The 17,356-nt window shown below is 32.3% G+C and carries 18 protein-coding genes; 9 read left to right on the forward strand and 9 right to left on the reverse strand.

Features of this window, described 5'->3' with window-relative positions; genetic code table 11:
* Positions 1–43 precede the first annotated feature (43 nt).
* The 3 genes from F1Z66_RS03040 to F1Z66_RS03050 all read right to left on the reverse strand — a co-directional run bounded on the left by F1Z66_RS03040 (position 44) and on the right by F1Z66_RS03050 (position 2,035).
* The gene (locus tag F1Z66_RS03040) at positions 44–1,003 is read right to left on the reverse strand and encodes a cupredoxin domain-containing protein (RefSeq protein WP_149862134.1); all 960 of its coding nucleotides are present in this window, start codon (positions 1,001–1,003) and stop codon (positions 44–46) included.
* The gene (locus F1Z66_RS03045; protein ID WP_149862135.1) at positions 1,003–1,278 is read right to left on the reverse strand and encodes a heme transporter CcmC; all 276 of its coding nucleotides are present in this window, start codon (positions 1,276–1,278) and stop codon (positions 1,003–1,005) included. Before F1Z66_RS03045 ends, F1Z66_RS03040 begins: the two co-directional genes overlap by 1 nt.
* A gap of 124 nt (positions 1,279–1,402) precedes the next feature.
* The gene (locus F1Z66_RS03050; protein WP_149862136.1) at positions 1,403–2,035 is read right to left on the reverse strand and encodes a histidine phosphatase family protein; all 633 of its coding nucleotides are present in this window, start codon (positions 2,033–2,035) and stop codon (positions 1,403–1,405) included.
* Between the two features lie 640 nt (positions 2,036–2,675).
* Here F1Z66_RS03050 and npdG point away from each other — a divergent pair.
* Both npdG and F1Z66_RS03060 read left to right on the forward strand, forming a co-directional pair.
* On the forward strand, positions 2,676–3,353 hold the full coding sequence (npdG, locus tag F1Z66_RS03055; RefSeq protein WP_149862137.1) for an NADPH-dependent F420 reductase: 678 nt from the start codon (positions 2,676–2,678) through the stop codon (positions 3,351–3,353).
* 17 nt (positions 3,354–3,370) lie between these two features.
* A complete protein-coding gene (locus tag F1Z66_RS03060) occupies positions 3,371–3,637 on the forward strand; it encodes a hypothetical protein (protein ID WP_149862138.1) in 267 nt (88 codons plus the stop codon).
* Here the strand turns inward: F1Z66_RS03060 and F1Z66_RS03065 are convergent.
* Both F1Z66_RS03065 and F1Z66_RS03070 read right to left on the reverse strand, forming a co-directional pair.
* Entirely contained in the window at positions 3,634–4,824 is a 1,191-nt protein-coding gene (locus tag F1Z66_RS03065) for an aminotransferase class I/II-fold pyridoxal phosphate-dependent enzyme (protein ID WP_149862139.1), read from the reverse strand. The two genes, F1Z66_RS03060 and F1Z66_RS03065, sit on opposite strands and share 4 nt — an antisense overlap.
* 197 nt (positions 4,825–5,021) lie before the next feature.
* Complete coding sequence (locus F1Z66_RS03070; RefSeq protein WP_159357532.1) at positions 5,022–5,318, reverse strand: chorismate mutase; 297 nt, start codon at positions 5,316–5,318, stop codon at positions 5,022–5,024.
* 100 nt (positions 5,319–5,418) lie between these two features.
* Between F1Z66_RS03070 and F1Z66_RS15200 the strand changes: the two genes are divergently transcribed.
* Positions 5,419–5,607, forward strand: coding sequence for a hypothetical protein (locus F1Z66_RS15200; protein ID WP_159357533.1), 189 nt, complete (start codon positions 5,419–5,421; stop codon positions 5,605–5,607).
* An 895-nt stretch (positions 5,608–6,502) separates the two neighbouring features.
* Positions 6,503–7,729 (forward strand): cation:proton antiporter, encoded by a 1,227-nt coding sequence (locus tag F1Z66_RS03075; RefSeq protein ID WP_230207425.1) that lies wholly within the window; start codon positions 6,503–6,505, stop codon positions 7,727–7,729.
* A 76-nt stretch (positions 7,730–7,805) separates the two neighbouring features.
* On the opposite strand, the gene F1Z66_RS03080 is transcribed toward F1Z66_RS03075, so the two are convergent.
* From F1Z66_RS03080 to F1Z66_RS03090, 3 genes are all read right to left on the reverse strand, one after another.
* Complete coding sequence (locus F1Z66_RS03080; protein WP_149862141.1) at positions 7,806–8,114, reverse strand: hypothetical protein; 309 nt, start codon at positions 8,112–8,114, stop codon at positions 7,806–7,808.
* 165 nt (positions 8,115–8,279) lie between these two features.
* Complete coding sequence (locus tag F1Z66_RS03085; RefSeq protein ID WP_159357535.1) at positions 8,280–8,540, reverse strand: hypothetical protein; 261 nt, start codon at positions 8,538–8,540, stop codon at positions 8,280–8,282.
* Between the two features lie 654 nt (positions 8,541–9,194).
* On the reverse strand, positions 9,195–9,449 hold the full coding sequence (locus F1Z66_RS03090; RefSeq protein WP_149862143.1) for a hypothetical protein: 255 nt from the start codon (positions 9,447–9,449) through the stop codon (positions 9,195–9,197).
* 801 nt (positions 9,450–10,250) lie between these two features.
* On the opposite strand from F1Z66_RS03090, the gene F1Z66_RS03095 reads away from it, so the two are divergent.
* From F1Z66_RS03095 to F1Z66_RS03105, 3 genes are all read left to right on the forward strand, one after another.
* Positions 10,251–10,757: a hypothetical protein gene (locus tag F1Z66_RS03095; protein ID WP_149862144.1), complete on the forward strand. Its 507-nt coding sequence runs from the start codon at positions 10,251–10,253 to the stop codon at positions 10,755–10,757.
* Between the two features lie 276 nt (positions 10,758–11,033).
* Positions 11,034–11,378 carry a nuclear transport factor 2 family protein gene (locus F1Z66_RS03100; RefSeq protein WP_255437884.1) on the forward strand — a complete coding sequence of 115 codons (345 nt, stop codon included), beginning with the start codon at positions 11,034–11,036 and terminating at the stop codon, positions 11,376–11,378.
* A 124-nt stretch (positions 11,379–11,502) separates the two neighbouring features.
* The gene (locus F1Z66_RS03105) at positions 11,503–11,820 is read left to right on the forward strand and encodes a hypothetical protein (RefSeq protein WP_149862146.1); all 318 of its coding nucleotides are present in this window, start codon (positions 11,503–11,505) and stop codon (positions 11,818–11,820) included.
* A 588-nt stretch (positions 11,821–12,408) separates the two neighbouring features.
* Here F1Z66_RS03105 and F1Z66_RS03110 read toward each other — a convergent pair.
* Entirely contained in the window at positions 12,409–13,200 is a 792-nt protein-coding gene (locus F1Z66_RS03110; RefSeq protein WP_230207426.1) for a class I SAM-dependent methyltransferase, read from the reverse strand.
* Between the two features lie 2,067 nt (positions 13,201–15,267).
* On the opposite strand from F1Z66_RS03110, the gene F1Z66_RS03115 reads away from it, so the two are divergent.
* Positions 15,268–15,579 carry a hypothetical protein gene (locus F1Z66_RS03115; RefSeq protein ID WP_149862148.1) on the forward strand — a complete coding sequence of 104 codons (312 nt, stop codon included), beginning with the start codon at positions 15,268–15,270 and terminating at the stop codon, positions 15,577–15,579.
* Positions 15,580–16,228: 649 nt separating this feature from the next.
* A complete protein-coding gene (priX, locus tag F1Z66_RS03120) occupies positions 16,229–17,263 on the forward strand; it encodes a DNA primase noncatalytic subunit PriX (protein ID WP_159357537.1) in 1,035 nt (344 codons plus the stop codon).
* Positions 17,264–17,356 lie beyond the last annotated feature (93 nt).

Below are 17,356 nucleotides of genomic sequence, written 5' to 3' on the forward strand. Positions count from 1 at the left end.
AAAACTTATATTTTAAAGGTTTAGAAAAAGTAGAAATTAAATCCTATTGTACCGTCAATGAACCCGTCATAAACGGATGAACAGTACAATGGAATGGGTGTTCTCCGGCTTCCAGAGATGCAGTATCAATTGTCGCAGTAGCGGCGGGCATAATGATACTCGTATCAAATAACTTTCCCGCATCAGCATCACTTGGACTTGCACCATTAGTTACAGTATGTGGTGCAGTGTCATCATTAGAGACAGTGATCACATCACCTTTTGATACGGTTAATGTTGCAGGCGAATATGAAGGATTGCCAGGTGTGGATGCTCCTGCAGGTATCGACAAAGAGGGACCGCCTGCTGTTGCTCCTGAAGTTGCGTTGTCACCAGACGTGCCGTTTGAGGAAGTGTCACCAGATCCATTTGCTGTACCTCCACTCGGAGTTTGAGTAAGATTTCCAGGTTCTACAACTCTCATTGTACCCGTACCAGTTGATCCAACCTCACTACCTCCAGGTGATACAATAGTAGCAGTACCAGTACCTTGGGAGATAGTTGGTTCGGACTCAGTTGATGAGGTACTTGAGGTACTATTTTCAGTATTTGGCTCTACAAAAAGCCTTGCTCTCATATCCATATGGAGCATACCACAATACTCTCTACACTCGATCAGATACTCCCCCGTTTCATCAAAGATATTCCACATTGTATTTACACGACCCGGCACTGCATCCATAAGAATAGCAAAGTCAGGGATATTGAAGCTGTGAATTACATCATTTGATACGATCTCAAATCGATAAGGAACTCCCTGTTTAACATGAAGTTCGTTTATTTCCTGAGTACCATCAGCATGCTGGAATGACCAGAACCACTGCTGACCTATTACTCTCACTGTTTCGGAGTTAGGTGGAGCATACTCCAAGCTATGCTCAACTTGCCATGATTCTGCCCCTACCCAAATTAGAATGGCAGTCACAACTCCAATGAATACCCATTCAGGTGTACCGTGTCCCACTAAATCTTACCTCCAGTATTGCTAATCTTCTTCCATCTCGGATTACTCTCTCTATTATGCCAGCAAATGTAAGCATTCAATCCCTGGACAACAGCACCTACCATGAAGGCTGCTATCATCATTCTATAAAATAAATCCCATATTACGACTCTACGTATTACGGTTTCACCTCCTTCTGCAGCATATGCCATTTGAAGTATGCTCTCGATGCCGATGACAGCCAAAGAACTTAAAATAAAAATCAACAACGTTTTGTTAACAGAGGAAAAGGCCATAACTCTTAATCTCCACTCTCTTTGGATTGGTGAATCTTTCTGTCATTTAAGGTTTTTGTTGCTGCAGATTTTATGACGCTTAACCTATCTGGGTGTAACTAGATTTAAAAGTAATAGTAGCACGTTAAAACTCAGAAAGATAGCGCTTCATGTTTAAAATATTCATACCACATAAGGAAAGTTTATTATCATAATTCTTTAATACATTAATCGACGCGTTAGGAACTTGTACACTGTAAACCGATGATGGTTTTATGTTCATTGCCAAGGATATTGCAGCTTTGATCGGATCCAAATGAGAAATAAATAGAATGTTCTCATTTTCATGTTTTCTTATCATCTCATTTATTAAATGACGAATTCGTTGTCTGACGGAGCCAAAAGATTCTACCTCAAATTCTAACAAAGAATTTTCCTCTTCATTATCCGAATAGAATTTTGCAAATAAATCACCATGAGCAGAGATGACATCGTCATAGTATAGTCCAACAAGCTTACCAAGTTCAATTTCAAATAGTCTTTCATCAATTTCAAAAGGCAAATCCAAGGTTTTAGAAGCAATCTCAGCTGTCTCAACAGTCCTAATAACAGGACTAGAATAAATTTTGTGAATTGGTATAGATTTTAATAATTCGCTACTTTGAGTTACCTGTTCTCGCCCTACTTCAGTCAAGTGAGATTCAAGATTCCTCCCTACAAGTAGCCGTTTTACGTTATTATATGCTTGACCGTGTCTCATAAATATAAGCAGCGACATAATCTGATAGAAATATTAAAAAGATTATTTCAATATTAATCATGCAGAACTAAAATGATAAAGACAAGATTCTTTTGGTATTAGAAAGGGATTTTGTATTAAGGTATGTGTGGATTGTTAAACTGATTGTTAAAAAACCTGCTCATCAAATCCTTCTAACAATATAAGAGAAATTACTTTGAATAGTTACAAGTAGAGATATAAACATCGTTGTGAATGCTAATGTATTATTGGTATAATATGGTCAATTTCTACTACAATCATTGCTAAAGAAACAAATATATGAAAACTTATGGATCGTTACTAAATTTATTTTGTAAAAATCCAATATTTGCGTAACTAACAATAGGAATTAGTTTAAGAAATTATAAAGAAGTAGTTTTCGATATACCATCATTTTATTTTTACAGATTCTGTTGAACCCAATAACATCATGGTTAACAACAATGAAGATATAACACCAATATTTGATTCATTCAATCTAAAACATAGCTAATTTGGTCCGAGCCCAACTTACAGACAAAATAATCAAAATATCTACATTATTGGAGGTTGACTGAAGCATCAATATTTATACTTGTCGAACACGATTTATGAGCGTGTTGTTTAATATATAAGAACAGAATAGTAAATTCATTAAATGAAGATTGGGATAATTGGAGGTACTGGAGGAATGGGCGAAGGGTTTGCTTTACGTTGGAGTTTTAATCACGAGATAATATTGGGTTCAAGGGATAAGCAAAAGGCCCAAGATATTGCAAAAAATCATATGGATGTATTAAAAGGATCATCTTACCATGAAAAAATAAATGGAAATATATCAGGAAACGACAATGTCTCGGTTGCTCGAGAAAGTGATGTTCTAATTCTTTCTATACCTTATGAAAACATACAAAATACATGCAAGGATATCGAGAATGTGATAAGTGAAGATTGCATAATTGTATCTCCCATAGTACCAATGAGCAGAAATCAGTCTGGATTTTATTATGTTCCCTTTGTTGAGGGAAAAAAGTCAGCAGGAGTCATGGTCAGAGAGAATCTGCCAAATTGTGACAAAATAGTTTCTGCGTTCCATACAATCTCTGAAGTCAAACTAAAAGATATAGAGAGTCCTCTAAATGCAGACACCTTTATCTGTACAGACAATAAAGAGGTTTTGGTGAATATTAACGACCTCATTGGTGAGATAGAGGGCCTAAGATCAATTTACCTAGGATCATTGGAACTATCCTATCAAGCAGAGATGATGACACCTATGATTCTCAACGCATCAAAACAAAACAAGCTAAAGCATCCAGGAATAAAACTAGTTTAAATATTACATCTAATAAAATGGATTTCGATAAGATAGATAAAAAAATAAGAGATAGACGCAAGGAGTGGATGTTTCCACTTGGAATACTATTTATAGTTATGGCAACTATCATTCTAGTTAGGAATTTAGTCTTAATAACTACAGAATTTGGATTTGAGTTCTTTATAGTTAATTTCTTTAACTCTGAGATAACAAATGAAAAATTTGCTATAATAATGTATGCAATAGGTTTGATCCTAGTTTATTTTGGAAGGAAAAAACGATTGGAAGAGTCTATAGGCTAGACAGAATAGTTATCTTTCATAAAAACTTCGATTTTGTTCATTGATTTTTCTAAAATTTCCTCTTGGGGTAGATAAACTATTCTGAAATGATTTTTACCAAGGTCGCCAAAGCCTGACCCATGTACTGTTAGTACGCCCGTAGAGTTTAATAACTCGATAACAAATTCCAAGTCACTTTTCCATTTATTACCAAGATCTATTTGAGGAAACATATAAAATGCACCTTTTGGCTTCCTGCAATAAAGCCCTTTAATTTCATTTAATCTTTTAAACACCAGATCTCTTCTTTTTTTCAGCTTGTGAACCATCACAGGCAGATGATCCTGAGGACCATTTAAAGCGGCGTCAGCAGCAATTTGAACCGGAAGGTTTGATGCGATTCTGACTCGGGCAAGTTTAAATATATTCTGTCTTAATGGATCGAGCTGTCTGGATTTATTGTTCATACATACGTAACCACATCTAAGTCCAGTCATCAAGTATGTCTTTGAAAATCCATTTAAAAGTACAACTGGAGCGTCATTAGATACTCCCCCTATACCACTAAACTGACCATCAAATACTATTTCATCATAAATTTCATCACAAATAACATACAAGTCATTCTCTGCTGCGATATCCACCATAGATTTAAGACTTTTCTGTGAAAAGACTTCTCCAGTAGGATTATTTGGGTTAATAATACAAATCGCTTTTGACTTTGGCGAAATTTTGCTTTTGATGTCATCTATATTTGGAGTCCCGTCATCATATATTTCAAATTCAGATATACTTCCTCCATAATATTTTGCATATGAAGAATATGGAGGATAGTATGGACCAGGCAAAAGTACATGATCCCCCTCTTCGACTATTGAACCCATTACCATATCGAGCCCTTCAGATACACCATTTGTGACTAGGACGTCATCAGAAGTTAGTTCGAGCCCTTTCCTATCATTTTCCTTTGTAACAATAGAATTCCTAAGGCTTATCCAACCCTCGGAATCAGTATAATAATCATTATCATTGGCCAGAGCATCTGAAAGAGCACTTTTTATATGATTTGGTGTCTTGAAATCAAATGCAACAGGGTCTCCAATATTCAGGTACATTAGATCTTTGCCTGTTTTTTGATACTCCCTAGCATGAAGCATAATATCTCGGATTGCATATTCCACACGACTAATCCTATCAGATACTCTCATTGATCATCTATTTCCATTAATATATCTGATTCAATTCATATTTGTATTTTATCAAAATTCAGCTATGATTGTGAGTTTATAGAGTTGTTTTGACAAAAATGCCTTTCACGACATGTGCTTATACTTATAACTTAATTTCAATTCTTCAGAAACGAGTACACATTTTCGGGACTAATTACTTGAAAAAAAATTAAAAGTTAATACTTGCGTTGCCTAAATGATTTTTTTTCATATTCTACATAAATCCTTATCATAAACTCGTAAATCTGCGAAACAATAGATGAATCAAAATTGATTTCATTTGCATATTTTTCGACTTTAGTTATAATCTCATTAATGCGATGTTTATCTTCGACACTCCCAATATTTTCCTTGAATTTGGCGGCCTGTCTTACATATTCACCTCTTTTAGCCAAAAGTAAAACAATTTCCCTATCTAACAAATCTATATGATGTCGAATCTCCTTTAAAGATGAACAATCTTTTATGTCCAATATATAATAACTAAAATTCAATCATTTAAGTGAATCATACCGATATAATCGAATTCATTGCATTAGTTATAGATATAAACATTGTTATCAAATATAGATCATGATTAATACTAATAGGATTAAACAGTTGATTAGAAAATGCATTTACGAAGAAGATACGGACGATAAGATAAAATTATTTATCAAGATCAACAAGCTTTTACCATCGCATTTACGTATGGAGTCACCAACCATGATTACAAAGGATTTCATTGACAAACGCTTGTATGGTCTGCAAGGAAGTCTATAGCGTATTCTTTGGACTTTCAGTTTTATTAGAATGTATTTTACAAAATCCAAGCGGATATTAAAATATAATATATAAACAACAAAATTTTTTTCATGGTGTTATTTAAATGTAATTAAGAATTTCACTATCAGATAGATTGATCATTTGGCCATGAGTCATCCATACCTTTGAAATAACAGCGGGTGAAATAAGGCGAAACAGTGTAAGGCGATATAGAAAAATGTATTTCGTGACCATTGTACCGAAGAAAGAAAACTAGGAATGAATAAACTAAAGGCTTTTTCAGATCTTTTCATGGTTAACATAGCAACGACGGATTTGTACTAAATAAGCCTGGACAAGTTTTATTTTAGGATACTATTTTAAGAGATTATTATTATATTGATCCTCTAGAAAAATGAAAGATTATTCAAATTGACATATGTTACGAATTTAGCAATAATTCTTTCTGGGTACTCTCGAAACATTATATTATATGTAGCAAATTTTATATAATAAAATAATAAAAAAATATCATGATATAACATTTCTTTACCAACATGAAGAATAGCTTGAAGGTCAGATATTTCTAATTTACAAAAAAAGATTACTCTTAATTAGTAAAGCCAATGTCGTAAGCAAATGTCTCATTTTTAGAATCATCTTAGTCACGAAATCAATACCCAATTTGAATAAATACAAGTTTGTTTACATCGACTTTTATGATGTTACATAGAAATTCTATGCGTCTAAATTACGAAATCCAACTGGTTCAAATCGGAGTTCCATTATTATCCGGAGTTTATTTTTTTTTGACTTCTAGGTAATAAAATTCTTTGTTATTGAATATTAACACAAGATATCATTAAAGGTCTTGCCCCTTAGAATTTAAATAACGTAAAATACTATCTTTCTTGTGGAAATACCAATTGAGCAAATTTTACAAGATTTTGCAGTGATAATGATAATAGCTTCGGTAATGACTTTGATTTTTTATAGGTTGAAACAACCTATAGTTATTGGATTCATTGTTGCTGGTATAATTATAGGACCACATACTCCTCCTTTTAGTTTGATACACAATACTGATGTCTTAAATCTCTTCGCGGAAATGGGAGTAATATTATTACTCTTCACAGTAGGGATGGAATTTCCAATTCAAAAACTAAAGCGAATAGGCAGAAAAGCAATAATTATAGCAACCAGCGAAGCTTTAGGTACTCTCGCTATAGGATTTCTTACAGCACAGGCTCTAGGACTGGGATTCTATGACAGTTTGTTTATAGCTTTAGCAATATCGGTAACAAGCACTGTGATTGTTATGCGGGTGTTAGGAGAGCTGAACATGATGAAAGAGGAATCAGCAACACTGATTCTCGGAACAGCCATAATAGAAGATATACTAATTATTTCATTACTTGCGGTATTTCAGTCCGCAGGTGTAAGTGGAGATATATCGATAAACGAAATAATGATATCCATAGCTATTACAATCGGGTTCATCACGGCAGTTTTGGCAGTCGGGTCCAAAATCGTCCCCAAATTAATAGATATAGTAGCGCGAACTAATCAACACGATGTTTTGATAGTTGCTGCAGTAGGAGTTGCCTTTGGATTTGCGTTCATATCTTTTCAACTTGGCATATCAGTTGCCGCAGGTGCATTTTTTGCAGGGGTATTGATAGCAGAGTCAAGATCCCATGCAGTAACCAGCGTCCTTGCCACTCCTGTAAAGGATATTTTTGCAGCACTGTTTTTTGTATCTGTAGGTGCGTTGATGGACTTTAAACTTATTCCTCAATTTATTATACCTGCTTTAATATTGATTGGAGTGTCAATAGGTGCAAAATTCTTGACTGTTTATATATCTTCAAGAATGCAAAAAGTTAGCAATATTACTTCAGCACGAACGGCGGTAGGTTTATCGTCCTCAGGTGGTGAAATAGCGTTAGTAGTTGCAAAAGGAGGTATCGACGTGGGGGCGGCCAGTGCTTTTATACTACCAATGATTGGTACTATGACCATAATTACGACATTTATTTCTCCATATGTTATTAAGTATGGCTGGAGATTAACAGAGAGATTTAAAAAGGATACTAAAGCAGATAAGGATCAACCTTTGGGCAAAGCAACATATGACTAATAAGTCATTTCATTTCTTTAGGAATTTTAATTTTAGGTCAAAAATGAGAGGAAACGTTACTCTCTCACTAGGCTAATCAATAAATAAGCTGATCATTTCTATCACAATGCTGCTTTAAACAAATAGCAAATCCAACATGTCCACAATCGTCAGTATTACAATTCATGCACCACGGCATGCTATCGCGATAGCCTACTATTACAGATTTTGAAATACATTTATCAAACAAAATCACGTATTTATTTTCAAAAAAATCTTTTACAACTACCAAGCAATCCCGTGTATTTTCTTTATCCGCCATTAACCACTTCATAAATTCCATCGTGCCTAAATCAAGAGTTGATAACTCATGATCGTCTTCCATTAATTGGGATTTTCCAGACAATCTTACCTTATCTTTCCTTTCCAACCTGACTTCGATAATAAGGGTATTAAAGATATCTATTCTATTGAACCTAAGAAACGATCACTATTGTTTATATATATAATTTATCATAAAACTGAGCAAAATCATTACTTTTCCTTTTTGTTTTATACTAGATTTTTAAATTTAATCCATTTTAGCACCCAATTCATTGAACTTTTGGCATTGAGGGCACTGTAATACAATTCCATTTTCAATTTGAGTGATATTTAAGAGCTGAAGAATTTGATCTGAGTGAATATTCTTTGCTAGGACAAATTCACAATTACCGCAAAGATATGAAGTTTTAGTAGAAACGACATTTTCGTAATCATCTCCATCAAAGTATGGGGATTTCACAAAAGTCTGTCTAAAAACTGCCTTGTGTTCATGATGAGGTTCGGGCACGACTCTACATCGCATTTCAGTCATTAACCTAATTGTAGTTATACAATCTTATAAAATATATTAGATTTTATGTTTACATCCATCTTCTTCTAACAAATGATGAAAAATTGCTTGCTTAGTAAAATAATTATTCAAATCTGTAAAGTGTCGTTTAAATTTGTTAATTAACACAATTTATCACAACCTAGAAACCGCCGTTTGAATACCTGTTTAAATAAAAATGACATTCAGGTCTTGAGAAAACCACCTTTTTCACATTGCCATCCCATGCAAAATCAATCATTATGTCCAATTATATACAAACTAATAATTTGTTAATGAACGTTAAAGCATAGTAACATGTTGTTGTATTTTATGCCTAATGAAAAAAACAAGATGCTTTCTCAGATAAACCTATATCTACAAATAAAGCAATACTTGTTAAGATCTTGGTTCTATTTCATTTAAGTATCCAAGTACTAACAGTAGGAACACATTTTAGATAATAGATATAGCGACACTACTAGTAACATATACATTTATCGCTACAAATAATCTCAGTCTTCAAGATTGTATTACTACAAAGAGATATATATAAACATAAGATTTTGTTTAATCATGCACTAAAAAATCAAAAATAGTGCTTCTATAAATTTGTTGTATCCTGCGAAATAACTAATATTGGATCATATCCGAAGCTAGACGCAAGTGAGCGATCTCATCTTTAAGGAGTATACTCTCTGGTTCATCTTTTGCATATTTCAATAACCTTTCACAAGCTTGGATTTGAGCAGACATTAATTCGATCTTATCTAGACACAATCCATGTGTTGATTCTATGAAATGATACGAAACACTCTTCCCATGCTCATTACAGCCACAAGTTTTTGCTTCAACTAAATAGGGAATTTCGTTTTCAATGATATTCAATCTACAATATCACAGATATTATTATCATTTCAAATTATTTAAACCTTAATCCCTTATAATTAATGATCTATTTTAATTTCACCAATAATATTAATCAGGTCATTGGGACAGATTCGGACCGTTTGAATATTACATTTAATAATTTGAATATATTTGTGACCAAAGTACAATTGGTGCTGTATAGATAGAATTTACCTGACGCAAAATTGCTAGGAAGAAACTATTAGACAACTTAATCGACCTTTGTATATGAATTAGATTGTATCCAGGTAAAAATTCAAATTAATCCTCAAACCAGGAGGAGATCATAGCCGATACAAATTGCGCACTCCTTTTCCATTCCAAGCCTGTTGTTATCCTCCTAGAAATAGCGAATAGAACATAAGTAAACCAGAAGATATTTCCAATTGGTAATATGTGGTATCATTTAATTTTTCTTTTTGATTGCATAAGGGTAAAATCCTAAGTGGCTTTTAATGAACAAAATATATTAGCGTTGCAAAGACAATTAAATCGGAGTGGAATAATATTTCAAAAACCCTGCTCAGACTTTGAACATCTTAGTATATTCATAACCGTTCCTTTCAAAATGATTTTGACAAAAAAATATAGTTTTAGTCTACTTCGTAATAATATCAAGAAGACAAGAGTTGAAGCGAACATAAAAATAAGACATATTAAGTTGATAATATCGATTTTTTATATTAATCCTGATTATTCTCATTAATAATTCAAAGATATGATCGTTTATAACGAAATATTATCCAGGCTATTTTAATATAACCTAGGAACTACAATACAGTGATGAGAATAATATGTCTCATCAAAGATTATTATTACAGTTACAAAAATATTATTGATTTTAACAAGAATATCATTGTCTCCGCAATAGTCACAGCAATATGTGATATGATAATACTTGCGGTGGCATCGAATATTTTTGCTAACAATCATCTTGAGATAGCCATACTATCTCTAGTTGGTGATTTTATAATATTTAATTCTCTGTTTATCTTTCTGTTTTATTTAGACTGGAAGAAAAAAAGAGAACGAATAACCTCATACTCTACCGAATGGTCTATAAAGTCAATGATACTCAAACTATTATCTACTTTAGGTATATCCGAAATTAGCTATTTAGTTACTAAATTTGTATCAACTTATCTCCTTTTGTACTCCACAAGCAATTTAGATACTTCTCAAATTTCAATAATCACCACAATCCTAGCGTGGCTTCTTTATTTATCTAGTGCAAACATCATGGCCAGACGTACAAAGTTGTTCGCTCACTTTGACTCCCAAAAATAAGTGTCCAAATTACAAGTAAAAAACCTGACTTAATATCAAATGTAGTGTCTGGATCAGTTTATCAATTACAGAACTATAGACATTGGTCATCTTAATATCACATCTAAAACAATACAAGAAAAAAAATCCATCCATTTACCGATGATGTATCAAAATAACTTTAATTTTAAAGTGGATTTCATTTGCAAACAATATAAAGTAATTTTGTATTAAACTGATACAGTATTTGAGATGACGCTTACGGATATATTTGCTAAAAAGCATGTGGAAAAATAGATAAGCGCATGGAATAATCAAGAATTGGATGCGTTATTAGAAATGTATTCAGATGAAATTCAGCTTTCTAGTCCCAAGATTAAGAGCATACTCCCTAACCGAAGGTCATTGCAATTAAGTAATAAAAAGGAACTAGAAGAATACTGGACCTTAGCACTCGAAAAATATTCGAATTCGAGATTTGAAGCAAAAGAAGTAATTGTTCATAACGATACACTAGTACTTGAGTATATCGTATCATTAAACGAGATTGATAGAACATTGGTTATGGAAAAATTTGAATTCAAAGATAATAAAATTACAACATCTAGTGTATTTTATGGTGCCGAAGGACTGCTACAATAAGACAATCACAGATTATATTTTATTCAGTCACAAAAAACTATCAGGTCAGGATTAATAATTTATTCCACTTTTTTGTCGAAAGATCAAATTAACACTTTTTAACTGTCCTCCACCTATGACGATCATGACATTTTATGAAGTAAGAGCAAAACCAAGAGATAACATATCTGATCTTCGGTACGACATTGACCATGGAATGATCCATACTTTAATACCTTTTGGCAAATCATTACAAAGAAGTTTGGAAAATGCAAAAGTAGATAACAATAAGAATGCTATTTGGATTGAAGAAGATAGCAATGATCCACCTCTTGTATCAGAAAGAGAGGCCGTTTTAGACAGGTATTTCAGTGATATCCAGATAGTAGCGATAGGGTCTGAGGAGGATGGATGGAGCAAGATTAAGAACAATCAGTCTCTCTGGGAAGCATACAAAACCTAAAAACAGATTTTCCCTAATAAATAAATTAACTGATAAAAGCAAATGAATTAATTCTTTTTTCGACATTAATTTGTTTTCTAATTATTTTTTTCTTTCTTGGCATATATTTCATCATACATCAAACTCAGTACGTAAATATCAATGAATATTCACTATTTCCACAGTGTTGTGCAAAAAGGATTGTATAAGTAGCTTTGAGTATGTCAATTGCAAATGAATTTCCAATTAATACTTTTGAATGGTATTTCAAGTTAGGAACACAGAACTAAATTCAGCAGTGTCAATATGAGGTACGTTCACTGTTTGCTCAATATATAAATTTCGTTAACATTAATGAATAAAACAATATGCACTAACATGCTATAACTATAATCTACCCGGGTTGATCAAATTACCATTCAATTGGTTTATGAGCAGGTATAAAAGTAGATTTGTAGTCAAGTTAACAACAATTGGTCGAAATCAAAGGGACTTTAGTAATAAGACAAACAGTGTAATTCCAATTAATTATATATTTTATTTGAGTGTAACAAAAAATAGCAAAAGAAACAAGTCATATTTTCAAATTTAATAAAAAATTTAAAAAAGCTATTTGGGTTTAAACCCAATAAGCATCGAAATTGGAAAATAGAAATATATTTTTCCATCTCTATTTTGACTATTCATTCCCAAATTATTATTTATGACGTCATCTTTAAAAAGAGTTAAAATTTTCTTCTTATCCTCGGGACTAGGAAATGATGCGTTTAATATATCTTCAAGCTTCATTTCCAAATCATGATGTTCAGTCTTTATATCTATTATAGATTCACTCTCTAATAACAATCTCAACTCATCAAGAGTTAGCGCTTCGGTGTGAGAAGGATCGCGCAATTTCTCTACCATATTGTACAACTCTCTTTTATCCTTTTCAGGAGTAACATCTACCACTAATATTTTCCCTCCAGGCTTACATACACGATACATCTCCTTAATGACTCTATTCGGATTAATCATATGATGAAGGCTATAACGCGTTACTACAATTGAGAATTCATTATCCTGAAAGGGTAACGTAGATACATCCCCTATTTCCCACTCCATATTATCTAGGTTCTTTTCTTTCTGGAGCTGCTTTGCTTGTTCTATCATAGCTGGAGTTAAGTCTATCCCCTTTACATATCGTACCAGTTTAGCAAATTCACACGATACAATTCCAGGACCACATGCAACATCTAAAACTGTGTCATGTTGTTTTGGTTCACTTAATTTCAACATCAAATTCATACCATAATGATTTGAATGCTGAGACATTTCTTTAAATGGAATGGCTTGTTTAGTAAATTGAGAAACTATTGTAGTATTATGGGCTCCTATCTCGCTATCTGATTCTCCGTCCACTATTTGCATTCTCTACATTCAGATATAAAATTATTTTCAAGTTGCGTTTATTACTAATATTATTTCCAGATATAATACTTGTTGGAATTAAATATGATTGATAATTCACCAAAAAATTACTCTAATGCAAAGTGTAAATACTAATCAGATTTGTTTTATTAAATAAATTCATTTCATTCCGTACGAGAATTCATCTATAAAAGATGGTGAAGATATTTCTAAGCTACGTAATAACCAGGTACATGTTAAATAGTATTAATAGGAAATGTTTGGTAACGGTCTACTTGAAGAACGAACACTACCAGAAGTGAAGATAGGTAGACCGCTACACTAGTTTATTGTATAGGCGTATGTCGATGCGATAATATTAAATACGTTCATAAATTTAAGGATAATGTATTCAATTGCAAACGAAAGCGAACTACAAGGTAAACCATAAAAATCTAACCATAAATATCTGAGGAGTATCTATACGGATAAACTAAGAATTCTGTTCCAAAATACTATGGATACAGGTTAAGTTCTAGGGAAGTCCCTCGATTAGACCATGAGTAATCAATTTAAAAAAGATGGTGAGGAAAAATGATTCAAAAAATTTCATTTAAACAAGACAGCAGTTATTCGATTAAATAAAAGACTCATTTTGGTATTTCCAAATTGTAAGGGATGGTTGTAATTGGAAACAAGGAAGAAGATCACATTACTATATCTTTTATATTAAACAAACAAATTGATAATAGTATACACGACTTTGACTGACTTTGCTTAATTATAAAAATCAATATATTCCTCAGTCGAATGATAGAAATTTACATTTTAGGTATCAAGTAGCCAAGGATAATTTAATCAATTACTACGTAAGTAAATTTTCTGGAAATCCAAAATCCTTCCATTCATGAGAATGATAACCAAACGTGTTTCTTCCTAACACGAATTAGATTATTAATTGTTAAATATTTCAATATAAAATTAACCAGAGAAAGTTATTCATTTGTACGGAAGAGTAACACATTGGATTTTATTTTGGCTCAGTTGCAATTGAATATCTTGAACTAATATTATCCATAAAGCAACATTACAAAAAAATAATCTAATTCACACATAACAAACCTACAAATCCAACAATGCCTGCCGACAAGAAAAATTGGTTTTATATATTCTTACTAGAATTAAATCATAAAAAATCAAATTCAGGAAACAATAAAGGTTTCATTAAATTGGTCTAATTCCTTGCATAGCTACGATACTCAAAATCATCAAAAACACAAGCCACTAGAAGTAGTTAGTTATTACGAACATAATATTGTCAAGCCAGGCAAAGCTGAACACATCCTAGGGGTAGGAACTAGTTTGAAATGAAATTCATTCTGTTTCGCTAACCCTATTCATACTCTTTTAATGTTCAGCGATCATTTTCGACTTATTTACGCTCTGCCTATTGGTAATGTATATTTACTATAAATATTTATGAAATAATATTAAAAAGACTACAAGATATATCTAGAACAAATTTCAATCAGAATTTTCTGGTAAAGTATGGGTGGAGATATCTGCATGGGTATTTTCTACAATAGAACTCGAATTTTAAGCAATTATCAAATCAGTGAGCCAAGTTGATGAAGATATAACTGGCGATGTTATGTTGGTATTCTTGAAAGATCGTATAATTTAAGAATAAAAACTGTAAACTAAATCAAAAATGATCAAATTTGATCAATAGTTGTCAAGATATACTGATCGTATCACTATAGTAGCGTTTCCACGTCACTGCATTAAGATATGGGACATAGAGTCGCAAATGGCGTCTCTTTACTTTTCTCATGTTTAACTATATATCCTTTGGTAATGAGACAATACATATTTGTAAACTAGGATGAATTATATTTACAAAGATTGTACAAGATAATTGTCAAATTAAGTAATGACTTTAGGCATTTATGGCATCATAGGAATTACCCATAACTGACAGTTAAAGTTGGAGAGACTATGTTTTAGATAATCTTACAAGTTCAAAGTACTAAATTTTAGAAGGATAATCGAGGCATATCAAACAAGTTAGGTAACTACTTGATAAGTTTTAATTCAAACTCATCAATTAACACTGAAAACTTAACATTCGAAAATATTTTTGACAATATTCCGACTGAAGTAAAGGATGAGAACGCAACTTCAACTAACATAGGTCAAACTAGTCTATTAAAAAATGTCTTATCGTATACAATCACATATTGCTCAAGTACAATATTTAGGATCTTTGAAAGATTCTGGTTTACACCTTACCAAAGTGATAATCAAATTACTATATCATCAAGGCATAGCAACAAATCCATAAAGATTGGTGGATATATGGTATCAAAGAATTTGGTTAAAGTGTTTTAAATTTATAAGCCAAGTTGAAAATATTATGGATCACTTTATCCAAAGGTAGTATATTTACTCCATGTTAAACGATGCTTTATGAACAGAAGGCCTAGAGCATTTACAAAAATCGGAGAGGAAATCGCTGACTTATCTAGTAGAATTTATCCCACCTTTCGGATCTAAAAAAAAGTAAAATAATTAAGGTTAGCAGTTAATGCATTATATTTAAATTCATAACAATGATAAATTTTATTTTTTTTGCAACTATTTAGGAGAATTACCCAGAGTGATCTCAAATATATGGATCGTCTTAACCGCATTGCTGTAGTCTCAGTAATTAGACTTCCTCATATTACCTACGATAGAACTCTTAAATGGTAAAACCCTATTATAATAATATTTTTTAGTAGTAAATCCAAAGAATTATTCTTTTTTGAATTAACAAATGGAATTTATTGTGACTCCACAAGAAGGTCAAAACATTCAGTCAAAGAAAAAACTTAAAGATACGGTATTGAATGAATTCACATGTCTTTCTTGATTTCCTATTTTTTTGGGTTCTAGACTAATAAAATCCAAAGGAAAAGAAATGATATCAACGAATTTTTCAATGATAGATTTATTTGCATTTCGCATCTTATCATTCCATAAAGTGAAGGAAAACAGTATGATTGATAATAACTGTGAGTTTATCCTTTCCCATTTTAAAGGTCAAGAATTCATTTATCCACGTTCAATAATGACATCCAAAACGAATGGCCAAGTATTTGTAGAAAATAAAAAAGAGATACTCAAGTATTTTACTTCTGCCCATAATATTGATTGTAGAATTAATGGCTATCCACAGTTTAATGATATAGACAAAAGTCCACCCTCTCCAACTTTTATATTTATAGATTTGGATTTGCCACTTTGTTCTGTGTGCAAGTATCCGTTGGGAAAATTGGACTACATCTTGGATCAAACCTTAAAGAAAATTAAGACAGAGATTAACGGTCACCCTACCGTTTTATGGACAGGAGGAGGCTACCATATTTATCAGCCTATCAAGATAGTTGCGGATGATGGTAAAAAGCAAACTCTTAACGATTTCAAAGAAATAAAAGACTACACTCCTTATATTAAAAATGATCTTACTACGGAATTCATCCGCTTTGCAGAAAAATATCTTACAAATAGTAGGGGCGACCCAAGGCATAGTCCATCTGTTAACTCATGTCTTATTAGAATCCCAGAAACTGTCAACTCAAAATGTAGTGAGACGGTGAAAATAATTGAAGCGTGGAATGGTATTGAGGCCATTGCTAACTCCATTACATTACCGTTCATTGAACATCTAGAGCAATTGAAATCTGAATTTGAAAATTTAAAGGACAGGAATAACAAAATCAATTCTAACGAATCCAAATCCAGAATTAATTGGATAGAAAAATTACTTGCTACTCCAATTGGCGATCATAGATATTATTGTCTATGGCATATATTAATTCCCTATCTGTTAAACATCAAGAAATTGTCAAAACTTGATGTGATAGAAGTAATAACTCAGTGGTTAGATAAATGTAGCAAAATAGAGACTGTGAAATGGAGATATCCAGAAAGGATAGAGGAGCAATTAAAATATGATAAAGGATATCCACCTATTAGCCTTGAAAATTTGAAGAAGGAAAATTTTGAATTATATCGATTAATAGGAAATTGATCAGTTAGGAATAACTTTGTAATAACATTATTTGGTTGTAGATATATTGAAAATCCAAATTCGTTTATCCTATGTTTGGATATACTACCTAGA

Origin of the sequence: Candidatus Nitrosocosmicus agrestis (genome assembly GCF_008389435.1) — an archaeon.
Taxonomy (GTDB): domain Archaea; phylum Thermoproteota; class Nitrososphaeria; order Nitrososphaerales; family Nitrososphaeraceae; genus Nitrosocosmicus; species Nitrosocosmicus agrestis.